28 protein-coding genes are annotated in these 24,281 nt (G+C 66.6%); 13 read left to right on the top strand and 15 right to left on the bottom strand.

Going from position 1 to position 24,281, the window contains the following annotated elements; translation table 11 throughout:
• Positions 1-102: 102 nt before the first annotated feature.
• Positions 103-468 carry an alpha/beta hydrolase gene (locus C4F17_RS23595; protein WP_106936869.1) on the top strand — a complete coding sequence of 122 codons (366 nt, stop codon included), beginning with the start codon at positions 103-105 and terminating at the stop codon, positions 466-468.
• Between the two features lie 27 nt (positions 469-495).
• Here C4F17_RS23595 and C4F17_RS23590 read toward each other — a convergent pair whose 3' ends face one another.
• From C4F17_RS23590 to C4F17_RS23555, 8 genes are all read right to left on the bottom strand, one after another.
• Entirely contained in the window at positions 496-1,560 is a 1,065-nt protein-coding gene (locus C4F17_RS23590) for a maleylacetate reductase (RefSeq protein ID WP_106936868.1), read from the bottom strand.
• Between the two features lie 77 nt (positions 1,561-1,637).
• Positions 1,638-2,675, bottom strand: coding sequence for an RNA 3'-terminal phosphate cyclase (rtcA, locus tag C4F17_RS23585; RefSeq protein WP_106936867.1), 1,038 nt, complete (start codon positions 2,673-2,675; stop codon positions 1,638-1,640).
• Positions 2,668-3,519, bottom strand: coding sequence for a nucleotidyltransferase domain-containing protein (locus C4F17_RS23580; protein WP_106936866.1), 852 nt, complete (start codon positions 3,517-3,519; stop codon positions 2,668-2,670). The genes rtcA and C4F17_RS23580 overlap by 8 nt, the downstream gene beginning before the upstream one ends.
• Before the next feature lie 26 nt (positions 3,520-3,545).
• Positions 3,546-4,499: a ribonuclease Z gene (locus tag C4F17_RS23575; protein ID WP_234382341.1), complete on the bottom strand. Its 954-nt coding sequence runs from the start codon at positions 4,497-4,499 to the stop codon at positions 3,546-3,548.
• Positions 4,500-4,510: 11 nt separating this feature from the next.
• Positions 4,511-5,152 (bottom strand): zinc-ribbon domain containing protein, encoded by a 642-nt coding sequence (locus C4F17_RS23570; RefSeq protein WP_106936865.1) that lies wholly within the window; start codon positions 5,150-5,152, stop codon positions 4,511-4,513.
• 97 nt (positions 5,153-5,249) lie between these two features.
• Positions 5,250-6,467 (bottom strand): RtcB family protein, encoded by a 1,218-nt coding sequence (locus C4F17_RS23565; protein ID WP_106937678.1) that lies wholly within the window; start codon positions 6,465-6,467, stop codon positions 5,250-5,252.
• Between the two features lie 34 nt (positions 6,468-6,501).
• Positions 6,502-6,996 carry a hypothetical protein gene (locus C4F17_RS23560; protein WP_106936864.1) on the bottom strand — a complete coding sequence of 165 codons (495 nt, stop codon included), beginning with the start codon at positions 6,994-6,996 and terminating at the stop codon, positions 6,502-6,504.
• A gap of 55 nt (positions 6,997-7,051) precedes the next feature.
• On the bottom strand, positions 7,052-8,203 hold the full coding sequence (locus C4F17_RS23555) for a slipin family protein (RefSeq protein ID WP_106936863.1): 1,152 nt from the start codon (positions 8,201-8,203) through the stop codon (positions 7,052-7,054).
• A gap of 689 nt (positions 8,204-8,892) precedes the next feature.
• Between C4F17_RS23555 and rtcR the strand changes: the two genes are divergently transcribed.
• The 8 genes from rtcR to C4F17_RS23515 all read left to right on the top strand — a co-directional run bounded on the left by rtcR (position 8,893) and on the right by C4F17_RS23515 (position 15,566).
• Positions 8,893-10,512, top strand: coding sequence for an RNA repair transcriptional activator RtcR (gene rtcR / locus C4F17_RS23550; RefSeq protein ID WP_106936862.1), 1,620 nt, complete (start codon positions 8,893-8,895; stop codon positions 10,510-10,512).
• A gap of 87 nt (positions 10,513-10,599) precedes the next feature.
• On the top strand, positions 10,600-11,070 hold the full coding sequence (locus C4F17_RS23545; protein WP_234382338.1) for a 2'-5' RNA ligase family protein: 471 nt from the start codon (positions 10,600-10,602) through the stop codon (positions 11,068-11,070).
• A 10-nt stretch (positions 11,071-11,080) separates the two neighbouring features.
• Complete coding sequence (locus tag C4F17_RS23540) at positions 11,081-11,437, top strand: low molecular weight protein tyrosine phosphatase family protein (protein WP_106936861.1); 357 nt, start codon at positions 11,081-11,083, stop codon at positions 11,435-11,437.
• Between the two features lie 23 nt (positions 11,438-11,460).
• Complete coding sequence (locus C4F17_RS23535) at positions 11,461-12,738, top strand: SMI1/KNR4 family protein (RefSeq protein ID WP_106936860.1); 1,278 nt, start codon at positions 11,461-11,463, stop codon at positions 12,736-12,738.
• 27 nt (positions 12,739-12,765) lie between these two features.
• The gene (locus C4F17_RS23530) at positions 12,766-13,344 is read left to right on the top strand and encodes an exonuclease (protein ID WP_106936859.1); all 579 of its coding nucleotides are present in this window, start codon (positions 12,766-12,768) and stop codon (positions 13,342-13,344) included.
• Positions 13,341-14,207, top strand: a complete 867-nt coding sequence (locus tag C4F17_RS23525) for an alpha/beta hydrolase (RefSeq protein WP_106936858.1) — start codon at positions 13,341-13,343, stop codon at positions 14,205-14,207. The genes C4F17_RS23530 and C4F17_RS23525 overlap by 4 nt, the downstream gene beginning before the upstream one ends.
• The gene (locus C4F17_RS23520) at positions 14,204-15,163 is read left to right on the top strand and encodes an ornithine cyclodeaminase family protein (protein ID WP_106936857.1); all 960 of its coding nucleotides are present in this window, start codon (positions 14,204-14,206) and stop codon (positions 15,161-15,163) included. Before C4F17_RS23525 ends, C4F17_RS23520 begins: the two co-directional genes overlap by 4 nt.
• A 136-nt stretch (positions 15,164-15,299) precedes the next feature.
• Positions 15,300-15,566, top strand: coding sequence for a hypothetical protein (locus C4F17_RS23515; protein ID WP_081269970.1), 267 nt, complete (start codon positions 15,300-15,302; stop codon positions 15,564-15,566).
• On the opposite strand, the gene C4F17_RS23510 is transcribed toward C4F17_RS23515, so the two are convergent.
• Positions 15,557-16,168, bottom strand: coding sequence for a TetR/AcrR family transcriptional regulator (locus C4F17_RS23510; protein WP_106936856.1), 612 nt, complete (start codon positions 16,166-16,168; stop codon positions 15,557-15,559). The two genes, C4F17_RS23515 and C4F17_RS23510, sit on opposite strands and share 10 nt — an antisense overlap.
• Positions 16,169-16,290: 122 nt before the next feature.
• Between C4F17_RS23510 and C4F17_RS23505 the strand changes: the two genes are divergently transcribed.
• Positions 16,291-16,800 carry a DinB family protein gene (locus C4F17_RS23505; RefSeq protein WP_106936855.1) on the top strand — a complete coding sequence of 170 codons (510 nt, stop codon included), beginning with the start codon at positions 16,291-16,293 and terminating at the stop codon, positions 16,798-16,800.
• A gap of 23 nt (positions 16,801-16,823) precedes the next feature.
• Here the strand turns inward: C4F17_RS23505 and C4F17_RS23500 are convergent, their stop codons facing one another.
• Positions 16,824-17,240 (bottom strand): hypothetical protein, encoded by a 417-nt coding sequence (locus tag C4F17_RS23500; RefSeq protein WP_081269973.1) that lies wholly within the window; start codon positions 17,238-17,240, stop codon positions 16,824-16,826.
• A gap of 301 nt (positions 17,241-17,541) precedes the next feature.
• Between C4F17_RS23500 and C4F17_RS23495 the strand changes: the two genes are divergently transcribed.
• Positions 17,542-18,003: a hypothetical protein gene (locus tag C4F17_RS23495; protein ID WP_159053691.1), complete on the top strand. Its 462-nt coding sequence runs from the start codon at positions 17,542-17,544 to the stop codon at positions 18,001-18,003.
• A gap of 39 nt (positions 18,004-18,042) precedes the next feature.
• Here the strand turns inward: C4F17_RS23495 and pcaF are convergent, their stop codons facing one another.
• The 3 genes from pcaF to C4F17_RS23480 are packed head-to-tail and all read right to left on the bottom strand — an operon-like array spanning position 18,043 to position 20,623.
• A complete protein-coding gene (pcaF, locus tag C4F17_RS23490) occupies positions 18,043-19,248 on the bottom strand; it encodes a 3-oxoadipyl-CoA thiolase (protein WP_081269975.1) in 1,206 nt (401 codons plus the stop codon).
• A 29-nt stretch (positions 19,249-19,277) separates the two neighbouring features.
• Complete coding sequence (locus C4F17_RS23485) at positions 19,278-19,925, bottom strand: 3-oxoacid CoA-transferase subunit B (protein ID WP_081269976.1); 648 nt, start codon at positions 19,923-19,925, stop codon at positions 19,278-19,280.
• Positions 19,922-20,623, bottom strand: a complete 702-nt coding sequence (locus C4F17_RS23480) for a 3-oxoacid CoA-transferase subunit A (protein WP_081269977.1) — start codon at positions 20,621-20,623, stop codon at positions 19,922-19,924. Before C4F17_RS23480 ends, C4F17_RS23485 begins: the two co-directional genes overlap by 4 nt.
• Before the next feature lie 126 nt (positions 20,624-20,749).
• Between C4F17_RS23480 and C4F17_RS23475 the strand changes: the two genes are divergently transcribed.
• On the top strand, positions 20,750-21,535 hold the full coding sequence (locus C4F17_RS23475; protein ID WP_081269978.1) for an IclR family transcriptional regulator domain-containing protein: 786 nt from the start codon (positions 20,750-20,752) through the stop codon (positions 21,533-21,535).
• Positions 21,536-21,565: 30 nt separating this feature from the next.
• On the opposite strand, the gene C4F17_RS23470 is transcribed toward C4F17_RS23475, so the two are convergent.
• Positions 21,566-22,570 carry a Bug family tripartite tricarboxylate transporter substrate binding protein gene (locus tag C4F17_RS23470; RefSeq protein WP_106936853.1) on the bottom strand — a complete coding sequence of 335 codons (1,005 nt, stop codon included), beginning with the start codon at positions 22,568-22,570 and terminating at the stop codon, positions 21,566-21,568.
• 185 nt (positions 22,571-22,755) lie between these two features.
• On the opposite strand from C4F17_RS23470, the gene C4F17_RS23465 reads away from it, so the two are divergent.
• A complete protein-coding gene (locus tag C4F17_RS23465) occupies positions 22,756-23,259 on the top strand; it encodes a hypothetical protein (RefSeq protein WP_106936852.1) in 504 nt (167 codons plus the stop codon).
• On the opposite strand, the gene C4F17_RS23460 is transcribed toward C4F17_RS23465, so the two are convergent.
• The gene (locus C4F17_RS23460; protein WP_234382337.1) at positions 23,237-24,268 is read right to left on the bottom strand and encodes a branched-chain amino acid ABC transporter permease; all 1,032 of its coding nucleotides are present in this window, start codon (positions 24,266-24,268) and stop codon (positions 23,237-23,239) included. The genes C4F17_RS23465 and C4F17_RS23460 overlap by 23 nt on opposite strands.
• Positions 24,269-24,281 lie beyond the last annotated feature (13 nt).

Genomic DNA, 24,281 nt, shown 5'->3' with positions numbered 1-24,281 from the left:
GTGCGCAAACGCACATCGCAAACCGCACGGCGGTTTCACACTTCAGCTTGTGGCAACGACGAATGTCCGCCGCCCACACACTGAACCAAAGGGATTCTCACCATGAACACCAAGCAACGCATCGCCGCTTCCGCTTTTGCCGCCGCCTTCGCCCTGCTGGGCGCCGCCGGTGCGGCACATGCAGAAACCTATGAGGGCGTGCATGCCATCACCTCGTCCGCCAGCCGCGCCGACGTGAAGGCCGAAGCCGTGGCCGCCACGCGCGAAGGCAACGCCTATTCGGACACCGCCGCCGAAGGCGCCGTGGCTTTCAATTCCACGCTTGACCGCGGCACGGTCCGCGACCAGGCCGTGGCCGCCGCGCACAACCCGCTGCAAAGCCTGGACCGCCGCGCCTTCTACCGCGACGAAGTACCGCAGGCCTACAAGAAGCCCAGCGTGTCCTTCACCCGCCAGGCCGGCCTGTAAAGCCGCACGCGGCCCTGCCCCGCCGGTTCAGGGCCGCACGCCTTCCCAGGCGTTCTGCAGCAGGGCGCGGATCGCATCGCGCTCCAGCGGGCGCGGATTGGGATACTGGTTCTTGAGCGCACGCTCGCAGGCCAGGTCGAGATCGGACTCCTTCATGCCGATGTCGCGCAACGCGACAGGCGCGCCGTTGTCGCGTGCCAGGTCGTACACGGCCTGCGCGGCGCTGCTGCTTCCCCCGAGCGCCTTCAATATGCGCGCCATGGCCTGCGGCGCCGCTTCCGCGTTGTAGGCCAGCGCATGCGGCAGCACGATGGTGTGCGTCTCCGCGTGCGGCAGGTTGAAGCTGCCGCCCAGCGTGTGGCACAGCTTGTGGTGCAGTGCCATGCCGACATTGCCCAGCACCGCGCCGCAGAGCCAGGCGCCATAGAGCGCATCGCCGCGAGCGCCCGGGTCTTGCGGTGTGGCGCGGATGGCGGGCAGCGCCCGGCCCAGCGCGGCAATGCCCTCCTGCGCCATCAGGTCCATCACCGGATTCGAATCGACCGCGTAGAGCCCCTCGGCCGCATGCGCGATGGCGTTGATGCCGCTTGTCACGCTGATGCCCACGGGCAGGCTCAAGGAAAGCTCCGGGTCGTAGATCACCGTGCGCGGCAGCACCCGGATGTCCTTGCCCGTCTTCTTCATGCCGGCTTCGGTGAGGCCGTAGATCGGCGTCATCTCGGAACCCGCATAGGTGGTCGGTATGGCGAGGATCGGCAGCCCGGAGTCGAGCGCGATCGCCTTGCCCAGACCGGTGGTGGAGCCCCCGCCGATGGCCACCGCGCAATCGGCGCCCAGGCGCTGCACCACCTCCCTGGCCTCGCGAGCGGTCTCGATGGGCACGTGCATCACCGCCCGGTCGAACACACCGGCCGCGTGGCCGCCCAGCATGGCCGCCACGCGCTCGGCCTGCGGGCGCTGCTCGGGCGTGGAGAGCACCAGCGCGCGCCTTGCGCCCAGCGCATCGATCTCGCGCGCCAGATGCTGCAGCGACCCCGCGCCGAACACCACCCGCTGGGGCACGCTGTTGTAGACGAATGAGGAGGTGGTCATGGCTTTCCTGTCTTTGTCCCGAGTTTCCCGCCGGCCCGCGCCGCGTTCAACCACGACAGCGGAAAGGAGTTTTCCGCTCAGGCCGGAGCGACCTGCACCCTGCAGGCATCGCCGCCCTCGGCGATGGCGAAGCGCACGGGCAGGAAGCGCTCGATCACCGCGCAGTTGGTGCGCGTGTGCTCCGTCACCTCGCTGCAGGTGAAGGCGCAGGCCTTCCTGCCCTGCCACGCGGCAAGCGCCTGCAGCAGCGCCAGCTGATCAGCGAGGTGCGGTCCGACCGCCGCCTCGCTCTTCTGGAACGCGCGCAGCTCCCTGGCCAGGCCATGCGCCACCTGCTCCGCGCTCATCGACTTTTCGCCGAAGGCGGTGAACACCTCGGTGACGTGTTCGTAGGCCAGCGTGGCCATCAGCGCATTGCCCGGCCCTTCGTTCTGGCGCACCGCGCCCAGGCGCAGCTGCTCGCCGGACCAGCCCATCGCGCCGCCCAGCGTGTCGAGTTCGCGCGTCGGCACATGGCGCGGCAGGCCCGGTGCCAGGCACTCCGCGTGACCGGCCCGGTGCGCGCCGCGCGCGGTCAGGTCGAAGGGCTGCAGCGGGCCGGCCGCCGGCACGATAACCGCCTCCACCTCGCCGCCGCCGGCCGGGTAGAAGCCGCAGCGGCGAAGCGTCAGTTGCAGGTCCGCCCCCAGGCGGCGCACCAGCGGCGCGAAAGCGCGCTCCAGGAAATGGAACGGCGGCGCCATCGGGTTGTGCGTGCCGCCGCTCAGGTGCACGCGGCTCTGTGCGCCAGCCAGCAGCAGCGGCGGAAGCACGGTCTGCAGCACCAGCATGCAGCTGCCCGCACCCGAGATCGCGAAGCGGTACTCGCCCGCGCGCACCGAGCAGGGCGTGAAGCGCAGCGACTGCGATCCGAGCTCGGCGCCTTCGACTTGCGCACCGCTGATCGCGGCGGCAGCGTTCACGCACGCCAGATGCTGGCGCATCAGGCCCGGCTTGGCACGGCCCGCGCGGATCTTCTCGATGGCCAGCGGCTGGCCGGTGGCCACCGACAGCGCGAGGCTGGTGCGCAGGATCTGGCCGCCGCCCTCGCCTTGGGAGCCGTCGAGTTCAATCATGGACGGCCTCCTTCTTCTTGTTCACCGCCTCGAGACGCAGCACCGTGTCGTACAGGAACGCATCGAGCCCCGAACCATCGGCCGACGGCAGCGGCGTCACCGGCTCGGCTGCATTGGCCGCCAGCTCGGCTTCGATGAACGCGTGGATACCCGGCCAGCGCGGGCTGGTCGCGGCTTCGCCGGCGCGCATCTTCACCTCGAGCAGCGCGTTGATCTCGGCGATCAGCGCCGCGTCGCGCACCGGGTCGAGCGTGTGCTGCGCCAGGTCGGCGAAGCGCATGGGCGGCACGCCGGCGCGCGAGCGGATCCAGCGCGCGGCCAGCAGAGGTCGCAGCACGTAGAGGTATTTCTTGTAGCGCACCTCGTCGGCCTGCAGATGCTCGCGGAAATTCTTCTTCGCCATCGAGCTGTAGTGATGCCAGCCGCGCGCGTTGGAGAACACGGCCTCCGACAGCGCGCGAAAGCGCGGCATCGCCACCGCGTCGTCGCGGTAGACGATGGGCGAGCGCAGCCACTCGAGCAGCGTCGGGTTCGACTCGCGCATCAGGCCCAGCGCCTTGCGCAGGTCCCAGCCGTTGATGTCGAGGTCGCCGCTGATCGGCACCTCGATCACGTCGCGACGCGGTGCCACCGTGAGGTACCACGGCAGGCGGTTGACGTAGATGAAGCGCACGTCGTAGTCGCTGTCGGGCGAGGCGAAGCCCCAGCCGCGGCTGCCGGATTCGCAGGCGAACAGCACGGTCACGTCATGCGTTGCTTCGATGTCGCTCAGGGCCTCCATGATCTGCGTGCGCACGGCGGGCTCGATCGGGTGGGCAGAGCGCAGGAATTCTTCGGTACTCATGTCTTTCTTCTTGTCTTCTTTTCTCGTCAAGCCCGGGTGACGGTCACGTTGCCGGCACTGTCGAGCTCGTAGACATCCAGGTCGCTGGCCAGGAACGCATGGCCGCGGTAGTGCGCCTGCGCCTCTGCCATCAAAGCAGCCATGCCCTCTTCGTTCTGGTGGCGCGCGCTGAAGTGCGTGAGGATCAGGTTGGGCACTTCGGCCGCCTGCGCGAACTCGGCCAGCAGGCGCGCGGAGCTGTGCATCGGCCCGGGGCCGACCTTGTCGAGTGCCTCCTGCGTGAAGGTGGCCTCGTGCACCAGCAGTTGCGCGCCCCTGCAGGCGTCGTGCAGCAACGCGGGTTTGGCGTTGTCACCGCCCACAACGGCGGCAACCGTTTCGACCTGGGTCTCGGTGTAGTCGGCGCTGCGCAGCATGCCGCCGTTGAAAGGCATGTCCTCGCCCTGCTGCAGCGCACGCCATGCGGGGCCGGGTGGCAGGCCGATGGCGCGCAATGCGTCCGCTTTCAGCCGCACGCGCCGCGTCTCGACTTGCATGCGGTAAGCGTGGCTGGGCACACGATGCATCAGCGCATGGCTTTCGATGCGCAGGCCCGGCACCTCATACACCAACAGCGGTCCGCCGATATCCACATGCTCGACTTCGTAGGGCAGATGCAGATCGGTCAACGCGCGCGTCGCCTCGAACCACTCCCACACCGGCAGCGGCGCAATCAGCTTCAGCGGCTTCGTGCGCTTGTTCATGCCCGCACTCGCGAGCAGGCCCGGCAGGCCGTAGCAGTGGTCGCCGTGCACATGCGTGATGCAGACGGCGGCCAGGTCGTTCAGGGACAGCGGCGTTTGCAGCACGCGATGCTGCGTGCCCTCGCCGCAGTCGAGCAGGAACCAGTCCGGGCCGAGCACCGTCTGCACGGCGAGGCCGGAGACGTTGCGGTGGCGCGTGGGGGTACCGGAGGAGGTACCCAGAAAAGTCAGTTTCATCATCTCGTTGATCACTCCCTGCGCATCAATGCGCTTCTTGCAGCGTCCGCGGCGACGCGCTCCCAACCGAAGTATCGGCGACCTCCCTCCGGACGAGACGCCATGAACGCGTGTAGCCGTGCGAGGTTCTCTTCACCGCCCCAGCGCCCCATTGCCTGGATCGCCACGACACGCAGGCTCCACCATTTGCTTTGCAATGCCGCCTCGATTTCGGCCCTGGCTTGAACGCTCGGCTTTGCCGCACCCAACGCACGCAGTCGACACGTCTTCTCGAGCAGAAGGTCGGCGCCAGGCGCAACGGCTCGCAAACGTTCGCGCCGTGCGCGCCTGCATGCGAGGCATCGCACGGCACGGCTGTCGATGTGACCCTGAATCGTCTCGTACCACCATTTCTGCTGCTTGGCCGTCCATACCTCGTCGGCACCGCAATCGCGGCAGATGAATGAACGCGCGACATAGAAGTCAGGCAGCACGCCGTAGGTGTTGTTGTGTTGCTGCAGAACAGCTCGATCCGCCGGCTCGCAACCGAGTGCATCGGCGAAGTCGGCTTTCGGCAGCCGGACATCCGGCAGGCGCGAGCGTGCTGCCAGAGCGGCAGCACGCTCGCGGCGGTGCGCCTTGATCTCGGCGCGGCGTTGCTTGTTGCTCTTCATTTTTCAGCCCTTCGCAATACAGCGCTGCGAAGGCGCAGCCTATCGATAGCTCTCCCTCTACAGCGCCATCGTGAGGCCGTACTTGGACCTCACCCTCTCACCCCTTCACGCAAACAACCTGCTTGAGCGTGTAGACCACCTCCACCAGGTCCTGCTGCGCCTCCATCACCGCGTCGATGTCCTTGTAGGCCATCGGGATCTCGTCGATCACGTCGGCGTCTTTTCGGCATTCCACGCCTTCGGTCGCGGCGACTTGGTCGGCCACGGTGTAGAGCTTCTTCGCCTTGGTACGGCTCATCTTTCGACCGGCACCGTGGCTGCAGCTCATGAAGCTCTCGGGGTTGCCTTTTCCGCGCACGATGAAGCTCTTGGCGCCCATGCTGCCGGGGATGATCCCCAACTCGCCGGCCTTCGCGCTCACCGCGCCCTTGCGGGTGACGAGCACGTCTTCACCGAAGTGCGTTTCGCGGCTCACGTAGTTGTGGTGGCAGTTCACCGCTTCCACATGCGCCTCGAAAGGCTTGGTGATGACCTTGCGAACGGCCGCTACCACGCGCTGCATCATCACTTCGCGGTTCGCGCGCGCGAACTTCTGGGCCCAGCCCACGGCGCGCACATAGTCGCCGAAGTACTGGGCGCCTTCCTCGAAGTACGCCAGGTCCTGATCGGGCAGGTTGCGCTGGTGCAGCTCGGCGTCTTTCTTGGCGAGCTCGATGAAGTGCGTGCCGATGGCGTTACCCACGCCGCGCGAACCCGAATGCAGCATGAACCACACGGAGCCCGCCTCGTCCAGGCACACCTCGATGAAGTGGTTGCCCGTACCCAGCGTTCCCAGGTGCTTGTGGTTGTTGGTGTTCTTCAGGCGCGGGTAGTCTTCGCAGATCGCGTCGAACTCGTCCTTCAGCGCACCCCATGCCACGTCGGTTTCGTTCGGCGGCGTCTCCCACGAGCCCTTGTCGCGGCCCATGCGCTTGGGGTTCGAGCCGTGCGGCACGGCCTTCTCGATCGCCGAGCGCAGCGGCCCCAGGTTGTCGGGCAGGTCGTTGGCATGCAGCGTGGTCTTGCACGCCATCATTCCGCAGCCGATGTCCACGCCCACCGCGGTGGGAATGATGGCCTTGAAGGTCGGGATCACCGAACCCACGGTGGCGCCGATGCCGTAGTGCACGTCGGGCATGGCCGCAATGTGCTTGAACACGATGGGCAGGCGCGCTGCGTTCTCCAGCTGCTTCTGCGCCTCGGGCTCCACGGGCACGCCGCGGGTCCACATCTTCACGGGCACGCCGTTCTCGACTTCGTGCAGGTTGTAGTTCATTTTTTCTTCTTTCATCATCGTTTCACTCCTCTGTTCAGGTCATCGCGCGCTTGTACAGCGCGATCGACAGTCGTTCGTAGTCCTGCAGCGGGAAGTCGTGCTCCACCCACATCTCGCGGTAGCGCTTCGGCCCCACTTCATCGTGGATGCGCTGCAGGATCGCATGGATGTTCCGGACCAGCTCGGTACGCGAAATCTCTCCGCGCGCCACCACTTCATGGTCATGCACACCGACCATTCCCCAGCTGGCCCAGTCACGGTACTGGCGCAGCTCGTACTGCAACACGTCCCAAGCACCCGAGACCAGCAGGATCACCTCGCCCGGCTCGTCCATGAACACGGCCTCGGCGTGCTCGGCACCCTTTTGCAGGGTCAGGCCCATGCGCGCAAGGTCGCCGAGCGAATCGTGCAGGTAGGACACCGCGAAGCCCAGTCGCTCGGAAGCGGCGCGGAAGCTCACGTCGGCCCAGCCCGCGTCGTGCAGGTCATAGGCGATGAGGTCGTGTGCGCGAATTTCTTCTTCGGTCATTTTCTTCTCCCTTGGCGCCTCTTCGGCGCCAGTCAATCCTTCTCGAGTCCGGAGTTCAAGGAGCGTTCGGCCGAAGCGTCACCAACCCATTGAGCACTTGGTCCAGACCGCCGATCACGGAGATCTTGTCGATCCGCTCGGCCACCCGTTCCAGCGTTTCGAGTTCCTTCATCCGCAGCGCGACGGGGTTGCCCTCCATCACCTTGGCGGTGTTCAGCAGCGAGCGCGTGGCCGCGGTTTCCTCGCGGCGGCGGATCACGTTGGCCTGGGCCGACTTCTCGGCCTCCACCACCTGGGCGAGGATGGTCTTCATCTCGCCGGGCAGGATGATGTCCTTCACGCCCACGCTTTCCAGCGCAATGCCGGAGCCTTCCAGCCGCTCGCGCACTTGCGCCAGCACCGTCTGGTCGATGGCCGCCTTGTTCTCCAGCAGCGCATCGAGCGTCTGCTCGCCCACCGCGGCGCGAAGCCCGAACTGCAGCTCGCGATACACATGGTCGGCCGGCTTCGGCATCTGCGCCATCGCCTGCCGCACATCGGTGAAGCGCCACACCGCCGACATGTTCAGCCGCAGGCCCACCTTGTCGCGGGTCAGGATTTCCTGGCCGCTCACTTCGGCGATCTGCGAGCGCATGTCCACGCAGGTCACTGCCACCTGCCGGTTGAAGCGCCAGAAACCGTGGTTGCCCGGCGCCAGAAGCTCCTGCATCTGGCCCTGCAGCGTCAGCACGCCGACGTGGAACTCCGGAACCTGCACCAGCAGCACGCCGTCGAGGCCGGCCACCGCACGCGGGCGCAGCGCCACGCTCTGCAGCTTCGACACCAGTTCGGCCGGCAGGCGCACGTCTTCAGCCACGTCGATCACGTCGATGCGCTGTTCGCGCAGGCCGCGCCAGTACAGCTTGCGGGTGGCGGGCGGCAGGATCTGCACCAGCACGCCGTCCTCCAGGCGCAGGCCGGCCTGGGTTTCGCCGAGCGACACATGCACGAACTCGCGCTCGACCAGCTCAGGCTCCTGTGCCAGGAAGTAGTCGACCAGCTCGTGCTCGAAAGCCGGCTCGGTCAGGGCAAAGCGCTGCAGCTGGATCTTGTCGAAACCCGAAAACACCCGGTGCTTTCCGGCGCCCAGCAGTTGCTCGAAATCGCCGTTGCGAAGCAGCAGCGCGCGTTCGTTCTTCTTGATCGTGATTCGGTTGAAGCCCAACATCTTTTTCTCCCACTCGTTATTCGGTTCGTTTCTTCGTTCAGTCTTCAGTCATTCGGTCTAGGCCCTCGAAAGGGCAGGCGGCGGGCACTGCGGCAGCCAAGGCCTGACGTGCGGCGGTCGCCCGGCTCGGCAGGTGCCTCCCTCGTCGCTTTTGCAACGCCGTCACCTGCCTCGCCTTCGATGGCCACACGCAGTTCCTTGCCACGCACGCGGTGCGCAAGCCGCCTGCGCTTGGCACTTTGGCGCGCGGCGCAGGGCATGTTTGCCCTGCGCCATCGCTCCGGTGTGCCGGGGCGGAGGGGCTTTCGCCCCCATCAGGTGGCGGTGCAGGCACCGCCGGGTTTTTTGCGGGAATCGAACCCGCGGCTCCATGTGGTTAGCACGGCGCTCAACCATGAGCGGGACTGAATCAAGTTCAGTTGCCAGGCAGCCCAGCCACGGCATACGGCAAACCCAAGGACTTGCCTGGCTTGCTGCACCGGGCCGCTTCTACGCGGCACCTGCGAGTGGATGGACTGCATCCTGACGGGATATCCATTGCAGCCGGCGTGCCAGCCTTGGGCAGTTTTCACGATCGGGGATGCAAGTCATTGACGGGAAAGGAGAAATTCCGTTTCGACGTGTTTCGAGAACTAGATCCATACCTATAAAATCCCGCAAAATCTATAAATTTAGCTAGTTTCATATCCATGAAGCCAATCGTCGTCATCGGCTTTCTAGGCACCCAGCTCGATGCCGGCCAGGGCGCGGGCCGCTGGAACAAATGGCGCCCCACCGTTTCGCTCGCCCAGCACGAAGACATGGTCGTCTCGCGCATGGAACTGCTCTACACGCTCAGGCACAAGGCGCTGGCCGAGCTCGTCAAGGCAGACATCGCCACCGTGTCGCCCGAGACCACCGTCAACCTCGTGCCGATCGAGCTCGCGGACCCGTGGGATTTCGGCGAGGTCTATACGCGCCTGTACGACTGGGCGCGCGGCTACAGCTTCGACACCGAGCGCGAGCACTACTGGACGCACATCACCACCGGCACGCACGTCGCGCAGATCTGCATGTTCCTGCTGTCGGAGTCGCGCGTGGTGCCGGGGGTGCTCGCGCAGACCTCGCCGCCCCGCAAGCAGCGCCAGGGCGAGGCCGGCAAATGCACGCTGATCGACCTCGACCTCTCGCGCTACGACGTGATCGCGCGGCGCTTTGACGCCGAGCAGCGCGACGCGGTCGCGTTCCTGAAGAGCGGCATCGCCACGCGCAACGCGCGCTTCAATGCGCTGATCGACGAGATCGAGCGCGTGGCCGTGCGCTCGCGTGCGCCGATCCTGCTGGTCGGGCCGACCGGCGCGGGCAAGTCCTTCCTGGCGCGGCGCATGTTCGAGCTGAAACAAGCGCGGCACCAGATGACCGGGCCGTTCGTGGAAGTGAACTGCGCCACGCTGCGCGGCGACGGCGCGGCGTCCACGCTGTTCGGGCACAAGAAGGGCTCCTTCACCGGAGCGGCGAGCGACCGCGCGGGCCTGCTGCGTACGGCGCACCAGGGCGCGCTCTTCCTCGACGAGATCGGCGAGCTCGGCCTCGACGAGCAGGCGATGCTGCTGAAGGCGATCGAGGAGAAGCGCTTCTTCCCGGTGGGCGCCGACAAGGAAGTGGAGAGCGATTTCCAGCTCATCGCCGGCACCAACCGCGACCTGCGCAGCGACGTGGCCGAAGGACGGTTCCGCGAAGACCTGTTTGCGCGCATCAACCTCTGGACCTACGACCTTCCCGGCCTTGCGCAGCGGCCCGAGGACATCGAACCCAACGTCGACCACCTGCTGGCCATCCACGCCGCCGAGAACCATCGCGTGGTGCGCTTCAACGCCGAAGCGCGCACGGCCTACCTGCGTTTCGCGCAGAGCGGCGAGGCGGTCTGGAGCGGCAACTTCCGCGACCTGTCGGCCAGCGTGACTCGGCTGGCCACGCTGGCCGACGGCGGCCGCATTCCTGTCGCGCTGGTCGAAGCGGAAATTGCACGGCTGCGATGGCTGTGGAAGCATGCGGGCGCGATGCCCATGGCCCGCGGTGCCGACGGCGTGGATCTGGATGCGCTGCTGGGCGAAGAGCGAGTGCAGGCGCTCGACCTGTTCGACCGGCTGCAACTCGAAGCCGTGGTGCGCGTGTGCCGCCGGTCGCGTAGCCTTTCGGATGCGGGGCGGCAGCTGTTTCAGGCCTCGCGCGCGCAACGCAGCGTGGTGAACGATGCGGACCGGCTGCGCAAGTACCTGGTCAAGCTGGGGCTCGATTGGGGGCAGGTTTCCGCGGGGCCGAGGAGCTGATCGGAGTGCGCCATCGATGGGCTATCCTCCGCCCGATGGCCATCTCCGCATTCGTCGTGAAGGTTCCCGCCGCCGAGCCCATCGCCGGTGATCTGCGCCGCCGCTACGACCGTGGCGCTCGGCGTGCCGGCACACATCACGCTTCTTGTTCCCTTCATGGACCCCGCGCTGATCACGGCAGACGTGCTGGACAGTGCGCGGCACGTGCTCGCGCAGACGCCGTCGTTCGAGTTCTCGCTGGGCAAGGTCGGGCGGTTTCCCGAGACCGCGTATCTGGCGCCCGAGCCCGCCGCCCCTTTCATCGAGATGACGCTGGCGCTCGCGAAGGCCTTTCCCGATTTCCCGCCATATGGCGGCGAACACGAAGGCGTCGTTCCGCATCTTTCAGTGGCACACGGCAACGTGCGCGATGCGGAAGATGCTGCCGTCGAACTGGGCACCCGGCTTCTTGCATCTGGCGCTGTGCATGCGCATTGCACCGAGGTCGCGCTGATGGAGAACTCGTCAGGGCGTTGGCGGGACTTGCATGTCTTTGCGTTGCCCGAGGCGACCTCCTGAGTATTCATTCATGCCCGAAAAACCATCGACCTCACCCGTTCGCAACGTTCTCTTCATCTGCAGCCGAAATCAATGGCGCAGCCCGACCGCGGAGCAGATCTGGCGCCGGCATCCCCTTATCTGCGCACGCTCGGCCGGCACCAGCCCGAATGCGCGGCACACGGTGTCTGTGGACGACATCGAATGGGCCGACGTGATCCTGGTGATGGAAGAAAAGCACAAGTCGCGGCTTGTGGCGGAGTTCACGCGAATGCTGGGAGGCAAGCCGATCCATGTGCTCGACATTCCGGACGAGTACAAATACATGGACCCGGAACTCGTCGAAGAGCTCCACCGCTCGGTGTCGTCGATCCTCGGCATCGCGTAACAAGCAAAAGGACTTAACCCGTCGTGACCGACATCCTGTCCCGTCTTCAGACACTCAAGCGGCTCGATCTGGACTGCAGTTGCTTTGCGGCGAAGTCGCACTGGTACGACCTGAATCCGCCACTTTCCGAAGAAGAGGTCGCACAGGTGGAAGCCAAGCACGGGTGCAGATTCCCCGATGAGTACCGCAGGTTCATCACGGAGATCGGAAACGGTGGTGCGGGCCCGGCATATGGCGTGTTTCCGCTCGGCATGCACGACAGGAGCCACGACCTTTGCCGTTGGGACGAGGGCTACGCACTCATCGGAGACCTGTCCAGGCCGTTCCCGCTGCGCGACGCATGGAACCTTCCTGAGGACTTCTGGCGCCAGCAGCCCGATCCGCCGGAAGACATGCCCGTCGAAGAACAAGACCGGATGCACGAAGCTTGGGAAAGGAAGCTTGAAAGCGACTACTACGCCACCAGCATCACCGACGGCGCCATACCCATCTGCCATGAAGGCTGCGCCCTGCGCAACTGGCTGGTCGTGACAGGGCCTCTGGCAGGTACGGTCTGGCGCGACCTGCGAGCGGACAACGAGGGCATCAAACCCTTCCTGAAAGAAGATGGAACCCGCATGGGTTTCAATGACTGGTACCTGCACTGGGTGGAGCAGAACATCCGGCAGGTCGTCGAGTCACAAGCGCAGAGTCGCCTCTCCCAGGCCTTTTCGCCCCGGCTGTCGAAGCTCTCGAACCCGAAGGCTGCGGCATTCGCGACCTTCTGCGCTCAGGCCCTCTATCCCAATGTCGAGGCCTACGCCTCGGCCATCGGCTTCGACAAGAAATTCCCGTTGCAGGACCGTTTGGACAAGGTGCTGTGGGCGCAACTGCTGCAACAGGATTTCAATCTGCCGCTGACCTGCGACGAAATGGTGGACAGCCTGCTCGGCGTACAGCATGACCTGGGGCGGCACTTGGCGTCCACAAGGAAAGCCGGCCCAGACGACGCGCCCATGAAGGCCGCAGTTTTCTCGTACATCGCCGCATGTACTTTCTGGTTCGGCAACGGCGACCCGCAACAGCAGTTGGCCGTAACGCAAGGTGCGGTCAAAGGCGAAGCCATGTGCGAAGCGGCAGAGTCCGAGATACGGTGGGCGCTCGAACAGCTCGAAGGCGAGCCGTCGGTGTGGGCAAGCGCAGACCTCATCGAAAAGCTGCGCACTCGCGCCAGGGCCCGCAAGGCTTTTGTTGCATCCCCGGCCACCGCACCGGCGAAGCAGCCGTGGTGGAAGCGTTTGATCCCCGCCGACTCGCAATGAGCGAGCCCCAACGACCTGCCTACACCCATGCCAGAAATCTACATAAGCACAGACGTCGAATCCGACGGCCCCATCCCGGGCCCGCATTCGATGCTCAGCTTCGGCTCGGCCGCCTACACGGCCGACAAGCAACTGCTTTCCACCTTCAGCGCCAACCTGCACACGCTGCCCGGCGCCGAAGCCGACCCGAAGACCGCCGCCTGGTGGAAGACCCAACCTGAGGCATGGGCCGCCTGCCGCACCGACCTGCAGGACCCCGCCCACGCCATGAAGAACTACGTGAGCTGGCTCAAGGGCCTGCCCGCGCGGCCCGTGTTCGTCGCGTACCCCGCGGGCTTCGACTTCCTGTTCGTCTACTGGTATTTGATGCGCTTCGCGGGCGAGAGCCCTTTCAGCCACTCGGCGCTCGACGTGAAGTCGTTCGCGATGGCGATGCTCCAGCTCGACTACCGCGACAGCACCAAGCGCGCGATGCCGCGCCGCTGGTTCGACCCCGGGATGCCGCACACGCATGTGGCGCTCGACGACGCGATCGAGCAAGGCGCCCTCTTCTGCAACATGCTCGCGGAGAACCGCGCGGCCGCCAAGGGCGCAGAAAAGCCATGACCATCGGCACCGGCCCGATCCGCCGATGGTGCGGAAAACTCGCGCTGTGCGCGCTGCCTCTGCTGCTGGCAGGTTGCGTGCAGTCGATGTTCTATTACCCCGACAACGTGCGCTACGAGACGCCAGACGTGCTGGGCATGCGCTACGAGCCCGTGCAGTTCACCAGCGCCGACGGCACGCGGCTGAGCGGCTGGTTCCTGCCCGCGGCCGACCGCAAGAACCCGAAGGAGGCCAAGGGCACGGTGGTGCATTTCCACGGCAATGCGCAGAACATGAGCACGCATTGGCGCTTCGTGGCCTGGCTGCCCAAGCAGGACTACAACGTGCTCGTCTTCGACTACCGGGGCTACGGCCAGTCCGAGGGCAAACCGGAGCCCAAGGGCGTGTTCGAAGATTCCAACGCCGCGCTGAACTACGTGCGCTCGCGCCAGGACGTCGACCCGGAGCGGCTGTTCGTCTTCGGGCAGAGCCTGGGCGGCACCAATGCGATCGCGGTGGTGGGCTCGGGCAACCGCGCGGGCGTGAAGGCGGCGGCCATCGAGTCGACCTTCTATTCGTATTCCTCGATTGCCAACGACAAGTTCAAGGGCGCCGGCCTGCTGGTGAGCGACGACTATGCGGCGTCGAAGTACGTGGCGGCTGTGTCGCCGATTCCGCTGCTGTTCATTCACGGCACGGCCGACCAGGTGATTCCCGTGGAGCATTCGAAGCGGCTGCTGGCCGACGCGCGCGAGCCCAAGCGGCTGATCGAGGTGCAAGGCGCCGGACATCTCGAGCCGATGACGACGCTGCGCTTCGGCAACGCCTACCGCAAGGCGCTGACGGCCTTCTTCGAATCGTCCATGCAGCCGCTGCAGCAATGAAGCATTTCGACGAAACCGCCACCCGCGCGCCGCTGGCTTTCGAGCGGCTGGTGCCCGCGCTGCGCTCGGCGTTCGCGGCCGAGGCGCAGGTGCCGCCGCGCCATGTGCACACCATCGAGACCGCCGGCGCGGACCGCGCCGCCTGCAAGGGCACGGTGCTCATCATGCCGGCGTGGAGCGACACGGGCTTCCTGGGCATAAAGACGATCAACATCTTCCCAGGCAACGGTGCGCACGGCCTGCCCGGCCTGCACGCGACCTACGTGCTGTACGACGCGCGCACCGGTGTGCCGCTGGCGATGATGGACGGCAACGAGATCACCGCGCGCCGCACGGCCGCCGCGTCCGCGCTGGGTGCGTCGTTCCTCGCGCGAAAGGACGCACGCCGGCTGCTGGTGCTGGGCACCGGCCGCATCGCGCGAATGCTGCCTGCCGCCCATGCAAGCGTGCGGCCCATCGACGAGGTATGGGTCTGGAACCACCGGCCCGAAGGCGCCGAGGCGCTGGCGGCGCAATGGCGCGCCGAAGGCTGGAATGCGCGAGCCGCCACCGACCTCGAGGCCGCCGTGCGCGGGCACGCCGACATCGTGAGCTGCGCCACGCTGGCCACCGCACCGCTGGTTCGCGGCGACTGGCTTGCGCCGGGGTCGCACCTGGACCTGATCGGCAGCTTCACGCCCGCGATGCGCGAGACCGACGAGCACTGCTTCGCCGGTGCGCGCACCTTCGTCGACACCCCGGAAGCGCTGCAGAAATCCGGCGACCTGCTCGACGCGATGGCGGCGGGCACGCTGCGTGCGCAAGACATCCAGGGCACACTGGCCGAGCTGTGCCGTGGGGAGCGGGCGGGCCGGTCGAGCGACGAGGAGCGCACGGTCTTCAAGGCCGTGGGCAGCGCGCTCGAAGACCTGACCGCCGCCACGCTGGTGTGGCATGCCGCGGCATCGCCGGCCTAACGCTTACGGCTTAGTTGGAGCCGAGAAATCGCTCCCAGAGGGCTTTTTCCTACATCCGCATACGTCAAGCAGCTAATGGCGGCCCTGCAGGCGTGCCGGTATCTTCTTCGCACCAACCACGGAGGAGGCCCCGCGCATGCTCAGCACAAACCACAAAGCAAACATCCTGCGCAAGGCGGGGTACGACGTGCCGGCTTGTCCGATGGAGCCCGTCGCGCCAGGGGCGTACGCGGCAAGCCTTCCCGCCGACACGGTGCACCAGACGCCCCAAGCCTGGGGCAAGGCCATCGAAACGATGTATGTGTCTTATGCCGCTGCCCGCGCAGCCAAGAGCCTGCGCGATGCGGAAGAAGCGCGGATGCTGGCGATGCTGCAACTGCGCTCGGCCAAGGCCTACGCCTGAGACTCCGCGCCCCGGTCGCGCAGGTACGCAAGGATGCGCCGGACCAATTCGGTCCTGAATGACGCCGCGCCGAGTTCATGGCGGCCCGCCGCCGAGTGGACGACGCCCTCTACCGCCGACGAGAGCATCCGCGCGGCCATGGCTTGCCCTTCGCCGTCTTCGCCAGCACGGCCGTCGGCGGCGGCCACCAGCGCCCGATAGCGCCGCTGGTACTCAGCCTCGAACGCCACGTAGCTCGAACGGGCGCCAAGCGGCACCTCGTCGACCAGCACGTGATGCAGCGCTTGGTCGATGGAATGGGTGGCGATGACGCCATCGACGAACCGGGCAACCCGCTGATCGAGCGAAAGGGTTCCGTCCTGCTCATCCGCGGCGGACAACACCCGGAGCACCTCGTCGAGGTGGCGCTGGCGGATCGCCTCGGCGATGGCCAGCTTGTTCGGAAAGTACTGGTACAGCGAACCCACGCTGACGCCCGCGACCGCCGCGATCTCATTCGTCGTGAATCGCGCCCACCCCCTGCGGCCCAGAACGCGAGCGGCGGCTTCGATGATGACGTCGACCGTGGCGCGCGAACGCTGTTGCCGCGGTGCTTTGCGCATGCTCCTGTGCTGCGAAGGAATGCGAGTACCCAAGTTCGAGGCTCCACTCAAGAATAAGACCGCCCGCACCCGCCGTCGGCCGATGGCTGCGAAGTGTGCCGTTTTTATCCAAGGGAACCGCGATGACCACGCAGACGCTTTTGAATTCCTTGTTCCGCTACAAGTCATGGGCGGACGAAGGGCTGCTGGAGGGCCTGGCCGCACTGGCCGAAAAGGCGCCGCAGGCCGAATACGAAGCCGCAGTCCGCGTCTTCAACCACGCATGCATCGTCGATCGCATCTTCGTGGCGAACCTGCAGCGCCTGGACCACGGCTGCGCCGCCACAGGGTCGGACACCGCGCCGCCGCTGCGGGAACTGGCAGAGGCAGTGAGGGAAACGGACCGCTGGTATGTCGCCTACACGGCGCGCCTGAGTGCGCAGGAGCTTGCCGAGAGCATCGACTTCGACTTCACCGACGGCGCCGCCGGGCGCATGTCGCGCGAAGAGATGCTGGGCCACGTCGTGACCCATGCCGGCTACCACCGGGGCGAGCTCGGCCGGATCATGTGGCGGCTCATGGGCTCGTCGCCTCCCGACACGTTCACCGGCTTCCTGCATCGGGCCGAGCCCGCGCGCCGCATGCGCGCTTGAAAAGCCCGGCGCGCTTGCCTTGCTTACTTGCTTTGCGCGGCCTTCAGCACCGGGTTCTCCATGGTGGAGATCACCTTGCTGTTGACGCGCGAGCCGCCGGTCACGTTCTGGTCGGGCGCTGCCGCGGTGGCCATGGCTTCCTGGTAGACCTGGGCCGGGTCGCGGCTCGAGGTGAAGGGATCGGGACCGCGCGAACCGCGGGTCACGTTCTGGTTGGGCGCATGGGCCGTGTCGACGGCCTGCTTGTAGACAGCTTCAGGATCGGCCACGGACTTGAACGGATCGGCGCCGCGCGAACCGCGCGTGACGTTCTGGTCCTTGGCGTGGGCCGCGGCAACTGCCTCTGCCTCGACGGCTTCGCGGGTGCGTTGCTGGGCGTTGGCGGAGGCGACGGCCAGCACGGTGAGTGCGGCGGCGATGGCGAGGTGAGTGGTCTTCATGGTTCCGTCTTTTCTGTGGGTTGTCTGTCTGTCTGGATGGGGTCTTGCCGCTTCGATGCGGGAAAACCCTGAGCAAGACTATTGACGGCACAAGGCATGTCCATGACGGCCCCGAGGCCCGGAGTAGCTCTTTGGCGAGCGCTGCAACCTGCGCGAACTTCTGTTAGCTGCGCCGGTGTACTTCGAATTCCTGCTTGCGCGCGGACTGCGGGTTCTGACACAGTGAGCAGATTCCGAGCGCATCGCATCCATTCATCCATCCATCCATCCATCCATCTTTCGACGAAGGAAAACCGCAACCATGGGATTGTTCGACCTGCTGAAGAAAAAGAAGCCGGCCATGCCCGAGACGATCGAGGAAGGCATGGCCTCGCAGGCCGAGGACTTCGTCGACGCGTTCTCGCGGCCCGGCGCGCCCATCGACGGCTCGCGGCTGGACTACACGGCGTCCTCGCTGTCGCTGGTCGACCGCGTGCTTGACGACTTCTTCAGGCAGCAGGCGCCCTTGCCGGACGACCTTCACTTTCTCGCGTCGGCTTACGTCTTCGAGGTCGCGCGCCGCGAGTTCGGCGGGCGCTACCTGCGGGGCGACGAGGACAACCCCTTCGTTCTGGTCATCGGCAAGGACGACGCCCAGGTCGGCGTCTGCGCGATGAGCAAGGTGCGCGGGCGCGCCGTCAACGGCCCCGAGGACGACCTGGGCTTCTTCTACGCCGGCATCGCCCCCGCCGTGGCGCGCGGCGTGAGTGCGACGCTCATCTGAGGCCAAGGCGGCCCAGCGAGCGCCGCAATGGATGCGGCGTCAGACGCGCTCGAGAATCACCGCGATGCCCTGGCCCACGCCGATGCACATCGTGCACAGCGCATAGCGGCCGCCGCCCTTGTGCAGCTGGTTCACCGCCGTGGTGGCCAGGCGGGCGCCGCTGGCGCCCAGCGGGTGGCCCAGCGCGATGGCGCCGCCGTTGATGTTGACGCGGGCGTCGTCGTCCTTCAGGCCCAGCAGGCGCAGCACGGCGAGGCCCTGGGCTGCGAAGGCTTCGTTCAGTTCGATGACGTCGATCTGGTCGAGCGTGAGGCCCGTGAGCGCCAGCACCTTCTGCGTGGCGGGCGCGGGGCCGATGCCCATCACGCGCGGCGCGACGCCGGCAGTGGCCATGCCGACCACCCGGGCGCGCGGCGTGAGGCCGTGCTTGGCGGCGCTGGCTTCGTCGGCCAGCAGCAGCGCGCAGGCGCCGTCGTTCACGCCGCTGGCATTGCCGGCGGTCACGGTGCCGTCAGGACGCACCACGCCCTTGAGCTTGGCGAGCGACTCGAGGCTGGTCTCGCGCGGATGCTCGTCCTTGCTGACGATGATGGCGTCGCCCTTCTTCTGCGGCACGGTCACGGGCACGATTTCAGCGTCGAAGAAGCCCGACTTCTGCGAAGCCACTGCGCGCAACTGCGAGTTCAGCGCCATCAGGTCTTGCGCCTCGCGCTCGATCTTGTAGTCGGTGGCCACGTTTTCTGCCGTCTCGGGCATCGAGTCGACGCCGTACTGCGCCTTCATGAGCTTGTTGACGAAGCGCCAGCCGATGGTGGTGTCGTACACCGCGTTGTTGCGGCTGAAGGCGCTTTCGGCCTTGGGCATGACGAAGGGAGCGCGGCTCATGCTTTCCACGCCGCCGGCGATCATCAGGCCGGCTTCACCGGCGCGGATGGCGCGTGCGGCCGTGCCCACGGCATCGAGGCCCGAACCGCACAGGCGGTTGATGGTCGCGCCGCCGAGTTCGAGCGGCAGGCCCGCCAGCAGCGCCGACATGCGCGCGACGTTGCGGTTGTCTTCGCCGGCCTGGTTGGCGCATCCGTAGAGCACGTCGCTCACCGCCTGCCAGTCGACGTTCTTGTTGCGTTCCATCAGTGCGCGCAGGGGCACGGCGCCCAGGTCGTCGGCGCGCACGCTGCTGAGCGAGCCGCCGTAGCGGCCGAAGGGGGTGCGAACGGCGTCGCAGATGAAGGCTTGGTTGGTCATGGTGTGTCTCTGTAATGGCTTGAAAGGGATCAGGCGGCGATCGGAAGGCCGACGAGCTTCTCGAGTTCTTCGCGGCTCAGGCCGTCGACCAGGTCGATGAGCTTCAGGCCTTGCGGCGTGCACTCGAGCGTGGCGAGATCGGAATACACGCGCTTGACGCAGGCGATGCCGGTCAGCGGATAGGTGCATTCCTTCACCAGCTTGCTCGCGCCCTGCTTGGTCAGCAGGTCCATCATGACCCACGTCTGCTTGGCGCCAATGGCCAGGTCCATGGCGCCGCCGACGGCGGGAATGGCGTCTTTCTCGCCGGTGTGCCAGTTGGCGAGGTCGCCGGTGGCCGACACCTGGAACGCGCCGAGCACGCAGATGTCGAGGTGGCCGCCGCGCATCATCGCGAAGCTGTCGGCATGGTGGAAGAAGGCGCCGCCCGGCAGCAGCGTGACGGGCTGCTTGCCGGCGTTGATCAGGTCGTAGTCTTCTTCGCCGGCCTCGGGCGCGGGGCCCATGCCGAGGATGCCGTTCTCGCTCTGCAGGATGACCTCGCGGCCCTTGGGCAGGTGGTTGGCCACCAGCGTGGGCTGGCCGATGCCGAGGTTGACGACGGCGCCGTCGAAGATGTCCTGCGCCACGCGGGCGGCGAGCTGGTCCTTGGTGCGACGTGTGTAAGTCATGGTCATGCTGCCTTCTTGAAACCGCCGGCCTGGGTCGCCACGCGTTCGATGCGCACCACCTGGTGCACGAAGATGCCCGGGGTCACGATGGTCTCGGGGTCTAGGGTGCCGAGCTCGGCGATGTCGTGCACGGTGGCGATGGTCTTCTTCGCGGCCATGGCCATGACCGGGCCGAAGTTGCGCGCCGCCTTGCGATAGACCAGGTTGCCCCAGCGGTCGCCGCGCTCGGCCTTGATGAGCGCCACGTCGCCGTGGATGGGGTACTCGAGCACGTACTGCTTGCCGTCGATCTCGCGGGTCTCGCGGTTGCCGGCCAGTTGCGTGCCGTAGCCCGTGGGGCAGAAGAAGGCGCCGATGCCCGCGCCCGCGGCGCGGATGCGCTCGGCGAGGTTGCCCTGGGGCACGAGCTCGAGTTCGATCTTGCCGCTGCGGTAGAGCCCGTCGAACACCTGGCTGTCGGCCTGGCGAGGGAAGCTGCAGATGATCTTGCGCACGCGGCCCGTCTTGAGCAGCGCCGCGAGGCCGGTCTCGCCGTTGCCCGCGTTGTTGTTGACGACCGTGAGGTCCTTGGCGCCCTGCTCGACGAGGCCGTCGATGAGTTCGCCGGGGATGCCGGCGGTGCCGAAGCCGCCGATGAGAACCGTGGCGCCGTCCTGGATGCCCGACAGGGCATCGGCGACCGAGCGCGCGATCTTGTTGATCATGAAGCTTGTCTCCGGGTGAGAGGAAAGAAGAAACCGAACCGCGATCCGCCCGATTCTGCGAACCGACAATTTGTTCGTCTAAAGAACATTTGTTCGTATAATGAATTCTAGAGAGGATCGCTCAGCATGGCAACCCACGCGACACAACCCACCGCACCCGCGCCCGGCGACAGCTACGTGCAGTCTTTCGCACGCGGCCTGCAGGTCATCCGTTCGTTCAGCGCGAACGCGCCGCACCAGACGCTGAGCGAGGTGGCCGCCGGCAGCGGCCTCACGCGCGCGGGCGCGCGGCGCATCCTGCTCACGCTGCAGACGCTGGGCTACGTGGTGACCGACGGCAAGCTGTTCACGCTCACGCCGCGCATCCTCGACCTGGGCTTCGCGTACCTCTCGTCGATGCCGATCTGGAACCGCGCGGAGCCGGTGATGGAAGCACTGGTGCAGCAGGTGCAGGAGTCGTGCTCGGCCGCCGTGCTGGACGCGACCGACATCGTCTACGTGCTGCGCGTGCCGACGAAGAAGATCATGCACATCAACCTGGGCGTGGGCTCCCGACTGCCGGCCTACTGCACGTCGCTGGGCCGGCTGTTGCTGGCGGACCTCGATGACGACGAAGTGCGCACGCGCCTCGAAGCCTCCGACATCCAGACGCTGACCAAGCACACGCTGACCGACATCGATGCGCTCATGGCCAAGGTGGCGCAGGCGCGCAAGCAGCAGTGGTGCCTGGTGAACCAGGAGCTTGAGGAAGGCCTGATTTCGGTGGCCGCGCCCATCGTCGACCGGCAGGGGCGCATGGTGGCCGCGCTCAACATCAGCGGGCAGGCGAACCGCACCAGCGCGAAGGTGATGCAGGAGACCATGCTGCCTGCGCTGGTGGATGCGGCGAAGCGGGTGTCGCAGCTGCTCTGAGCGCACACCCGCGGCCGCCGTTGCGCACGCTCAGGCGTCCGAGCGGATGCCCTTCATCAGGATCACGCCGCCCAGGCGCGTGGTGTCGGCGCGCATGCGCTTGGCCAGCGTGTCGGGAGAGCCGGGCTGCGCCTGCCAGCCGGTCTTGAGCAGCGCCTGGCTCACCTCGGGCGAACTGATCACTTCGACCAGCGCGGCATTGAGCCTTGCCACGGCGGCGGGCTTCATGCCGGCGGGCGCGGCGAGCGCGGTCCAGATCTCGAGGTCGGCGCCGCGCACGTCGGCGTCGCGGATGGTGGGCAGCTCGCTCGCCAGCGGGCTGCGCTCGGGCGAGGTCACGCCGATGGCCTTGATCTTTCCCGACTTGATGTGCGGCATGGCAAGGCCGGGCGGCAGCAGCGCCAGCTGGATCTCGTTGGCCAGCAGCCCCGCGATGACCTGCGGGTTGCCGGTGTAGGGCTTGTGCTGCGCGGTGATGGCGGCGCGGCTCTTGATGAGTTCCATGCCCAGGTGGCCCACGGTGCCCACGCCCGGCGTGCCGTACTTGCCGCTGCCGCCGAGATTGCGCACCCACAGCAGTTGCTCGGCCGCCGTCTTGCCCGTGGCGCTGCCCGACACGGCCAGCACCAGCGGCGCGGTGCCGATCAGGCCGACCGGGGCGAAGTCTTTCTCGGGGTCGAAGGGCAGCGACGGGTTGAGCAGCTTGGCGATGGTGAGGTTGCCGTTGATCAGCGCGCCGATGGTGTGGTCGTCGGTGGCCTTGGCCACCTGGTCGGCGACGGTGTTGCCGCTTGCGCCCGGCTTGTTCTCGACCGTCACCGGCTGGCGCAGGATCTTCGACAGTGGCTCCGCGATGGCGCGGGCCGCGAGGTCGGGCGACGCGCCTGCGGGAAAGCCCACCAGGATGTGCAGCGGCTTGGTCGGCCAGGCATCGCCGCCCGTGTTGCGTTGCTGTGCCCAGGAAGCCTTCGCGAGCAGCGAGGCGGCGACGGCTGCCGCGCCGCCTTCGAGCAAGCGGCGTTTGGTGATCGTCAAGATGACTCCATGAAGAATGAAAAGACCGGGGAATGACGAACGTGACTGACGTTTCGTTTACACAACGTTACATGACGGGCAAATATTAATCAAGTCTGAACGAACACCAGGCAGGGCTTTAACATGGGCGGACAAGGCAGCGTCGACCTGACAGCCGCCACATGCCACAAAGGGAGCACACGCCGATGATCGAGTTTTTCCACACCAAGGACCGCCTGCGTTTTCTGCTGTACGTGGGCGCCATTGCGGCGCCGCTGTTGCTCATCAGCGCATGGGTCGTGAGCAGCATGGAAGAGTCCTCCGCTGCGAAGGGCGAGCCCAACGCGCAGGGCGGCCTGAGCTATCGCATCCAGGAAAAAAGCGGCGCCAAGACCTTGCCGCCGCCGCTTGCCAGCCTGCTCTCGGTGCCGCCGAACACCGCAATGACCGACGTGGACGTGACCGCAGACAGCACCGGCCGCCTGAGCAGCGCGGCCGTCAAGGCGTTCAGCACCGACGGCTTCAAGACGGTGGCCGCCTTCCACAGGCCCACGCTCTCGCCCGTGACCACCGACAGCGCGACCTCGCTGGAGGGCGTGCGCGACGGCTACCAGATCAGGATCTCGCAAGAGACCAGGTTCTTCGACAACGATCCCTACAAGGACCGCACGAAGATCGAGTACTACATCAACACCGTGAAGAAGCCTTGACGCCGGCCGGCGCGTGCACCGGCGACAGCTTGCGCTGCGTCGGAAACAGCGACCAGCCCCAGCGCTGCTGCGCGTAGCCCCACAGGCCCTGCTTGAAGAACAGCGTGACGAGAATCGCGAGCAGCCCCAGCCCCAGCAGATACCAGGTGCCGTAGTCGCTCAGGAACTTGTTGAGCGCCCAGAAGATGAGCGCGCCGACCAGCGGCCCTTCGATGCGGCCGATGCCGCCGATGACCACCATGAAGATGGCGAAGGCCGTCCAGTTGACGCTGAACGCCGCATCGGGGCCGATGCGCAGGTTGCCCACGAAGTACAGCGCACCCGCGAGCCCAGCGCCGAAGGCCGCGACCACGTACACCGCCAGCTTCATGCGCGCGACCGGAATACCCTGCGACTCCGCCGCCACCTCGTTGTCGCGTATGGCCAGCAGCGCAAGGCCGCGCTTGCTGCGCAGGAACAGGTACACCAGCGCGACGGCCGCGACCACGCAGGCCAGCGCCATCCAATAGGTGGTGCTTTCGCGGGTGGCCTTCTCGATGCCGCGCAGCGCGGTAAGCGTGGTGCCCGAGCCGCCGCCCACGGCCGACACGTTCGCGAAGCTCAGCCGGAACACTTCCGCGATGACCCATGTGCCGATGGCAAAGTACCCGCCCGAAAGCCGGAACGCGACGAAGGACACCGGAATGGCGACCAGCCCCGCCGCCAGCGCCCCAAGGGGTATCGCCACGAACGGATTGACGCCCGCGAAGTTGCCCAGCATCAGCATCACGTAGCCGCCGAAGCCGAAGAAGGCTTGCTGCCCGATGCTCACCATGCCGCCATAGCCGGCGAGCAGGTTCCACATCATCGCGAAGATGAAGTAGCAGGCAATCTCGACGAATTCGCGCATCCAGCTCGACTCGCCCCACCAAGGCAGGCTGGCCGCAACGAGCACCAGGGCAATGCCGACGGCCAGCGCGGCGCGGCTCGCGGCGGTGGCGCGCTCCACGGCGATGAGTGTGGGAGGCATGTTCGTCATTCGC

Origin of the sequence: Variovorax sp. PMC12 (assembly GCF_003019815.1) — a bacterium.
Taxonomy (GTDB): Bacteria; Pseudomonadota; Gammaproteobacteria; order Burkholderiales; family Burkholderiaceae_C; genus Variovorax.
This window is presented reverse-complemented; position numbering and strand designations above follow the sequence as displayed.

Excerpts from the sequence above, each read along its gene's own strand:
- C4F17_RS23595 (WP_106936869.1), top strand. The coding sequence starts at position 103 with ATGAACACCAAGCAACGCATCGCCGCTTCCGCTTTTGCCGCCGCCTTC.
- C4F17_RS23530 (WP_106936859.1), top strand. The coding sequence starts at position 12,766 with ATGCCAGAAATCTACATAAGCACAGACGTCGAATCCGACGGCCCCATC.
- C4F17_RS23590 (WP_106936868.1), bottom strand. The coding sequence starts at position 1,560 with ATGACCACCTCCTCATTCGTCTACAACAGCGTGCCCCAGCGGGTGGTG.
- C4F17_RS23465 (WP_106936852.1), top strand. The coding sequence starts at position 22,756 with ATGATCGAGTTTTTCCACACCAAGGACCGCCTGCGTTTTCTGCTGTAC.
- C4F17_RS23580 (WP_106936866.1), bottom strand. The coding sequence starts at position 3,519 with ATGAGTACCGAAGAATTCCTGCGCTCTGCCCACCCGATCGAGCCCGCC.
- rtcA (WP_106936867.1), bottom strand. The coding sequence starts at position 2,675 with ATGATTGAACTCGACGGCTCCCAAGGCGAGGGCGGCGGCCAGATCCTG.
- C4F17_RS23520 (WP_106936857.1), top strand. The coding sequence starts at position 14,204 with ATGAAGCATTTCGACGAAACCGCCACCCGCGCGCCGCTGGCTTTCGAG.
- C4F17_RS23475 (WP_081269978.1), top strand. The coding sequence starts at position 20,750 with ATGGCAACCCACGCGACACAACCCACCGCACCCGCGCCCGGCGACAGC.
- C4F17_RS23560 (WP_106936864.1), bottom strand. The coding sequence starts at position 6,996 with ATGACCGAAGAAGAAATTCGCGCACACGACCTCATCGCCTATGACCTG.
- C4F17_RS23505 (WP_106936855.1), top strand. The coding sequence starts at position 16,291 with ATGACCACGCAGACGCTTTTGAATTCCTTGTTCCGCTACAAGTCATGG.
- C4F17_RS23565 (WP_106937678.1), bottom strand. The coding sequence starts at position 6,467 with ATGAACTACAACCTGCACGAAGTCGAGAACGGCGTGCCCGTGAAGATG.
- C4F17_RS23510 (WP_106936856.1), bottom strand. The coding sequence starts at position 16,168 with ATGCGCAAAGCACCGCGGCAACAGCGTTCGCGCGCCACGGTCGACGTC.
- C4F17_RS23540 (WP_106936861.1), top strand. The coding sequence starts at position 11,081 with ATGCCCGAAAAACCATCGACCTCACCCGTTCGCAACGTTCTCTTCATC.
- C4F17_RS23480 (WP_081269977.1), bottom strand. The coding sequence starts at position 20,623 with ATGATCAACAAGATCGCGCGCTCGGTCGCCGATGCCCTGTCGGGCATC.
- C4F17_RS23575 (WP_234382341.1), bottom strand. The coding sequence starts at position 4,499 with ATGAAACTGACTTTTCTGGGTACCTCCTCCGGTACCCCCACGCGCCAC.
- C4F17_RS23495 (WP_159053691.1), top strand. The coding sequence starts at position 17,542 with ATGGGATTGTTCGACCTGCTGAAGAAAAAGAAGCCGGCCATGCCCGAG.
- C4F17_RS23570 (WP_106936865.1), bottom strand. The coding sequence starts at position 5,152 with ATGAAGAGCAACAAGCAACGCCGCGCCGAGATCAAGGCGCACCGCCGC.
- C4F17_RS23485 (WP_081269976.1), bottom strand. The coding sequence starts at position 19,925 with ATGACCATGACTTACACACGTCGCACCAAGGACCAGCTCGCCGCCCGC.
- C4F17_RS23460 (WP_234382337.1), bottom strand. The coding sequence starts at position 24,268 with ATGCCTCCCACACTCATCGCCGTGGAGCGCGCCACCGCCGCGAGCCGC.
- C4F17_RS23515 (WP_081269970.1), top strand. The coding sequence starts at position 15,300 with ATGCTCAGCACAAACCACAAAGCAAACATCCTGCGCAAGGCGGGGTAC.
- C4F17_RS23500 (WP_081269973.1), bottom strand. The coding sequence starts at position 17,240 with ATGAAGACCACTCACCTCGCCATCGCCGCCGCACTCACCGTGCTGGCC.
- rtcR (WP_106936862.1), top strand. The coding sequence starts at position 8,893 with ATGAAGCCAATCGTCGTCATCGGCTTTCTAGGCACCCAGCTCGATGCC.
- C4F17_RS23555 (WP_106936863.1), bottom strand. The coding sequence starts at position 8,203 with ATGTTGGGCTTCAACCGAATCACGATCAAGAAGAACGAACGCGCGCTG.
- pcaF (WP_081269975.1), bottom strand. The coding sequence starts at position 19,248 with ATGACCAACCAAGCCTTCATCTGCGACGCCGTTCGCACCCCCTTCGGC.
- C4F17_RS23525 (WP_106936858.1), top strand. The coding sequence starts at position 13,341 with ATGACCATCGGCACCGGCCCGATCCGCCGATGGTGCGGAAAACTCGCG.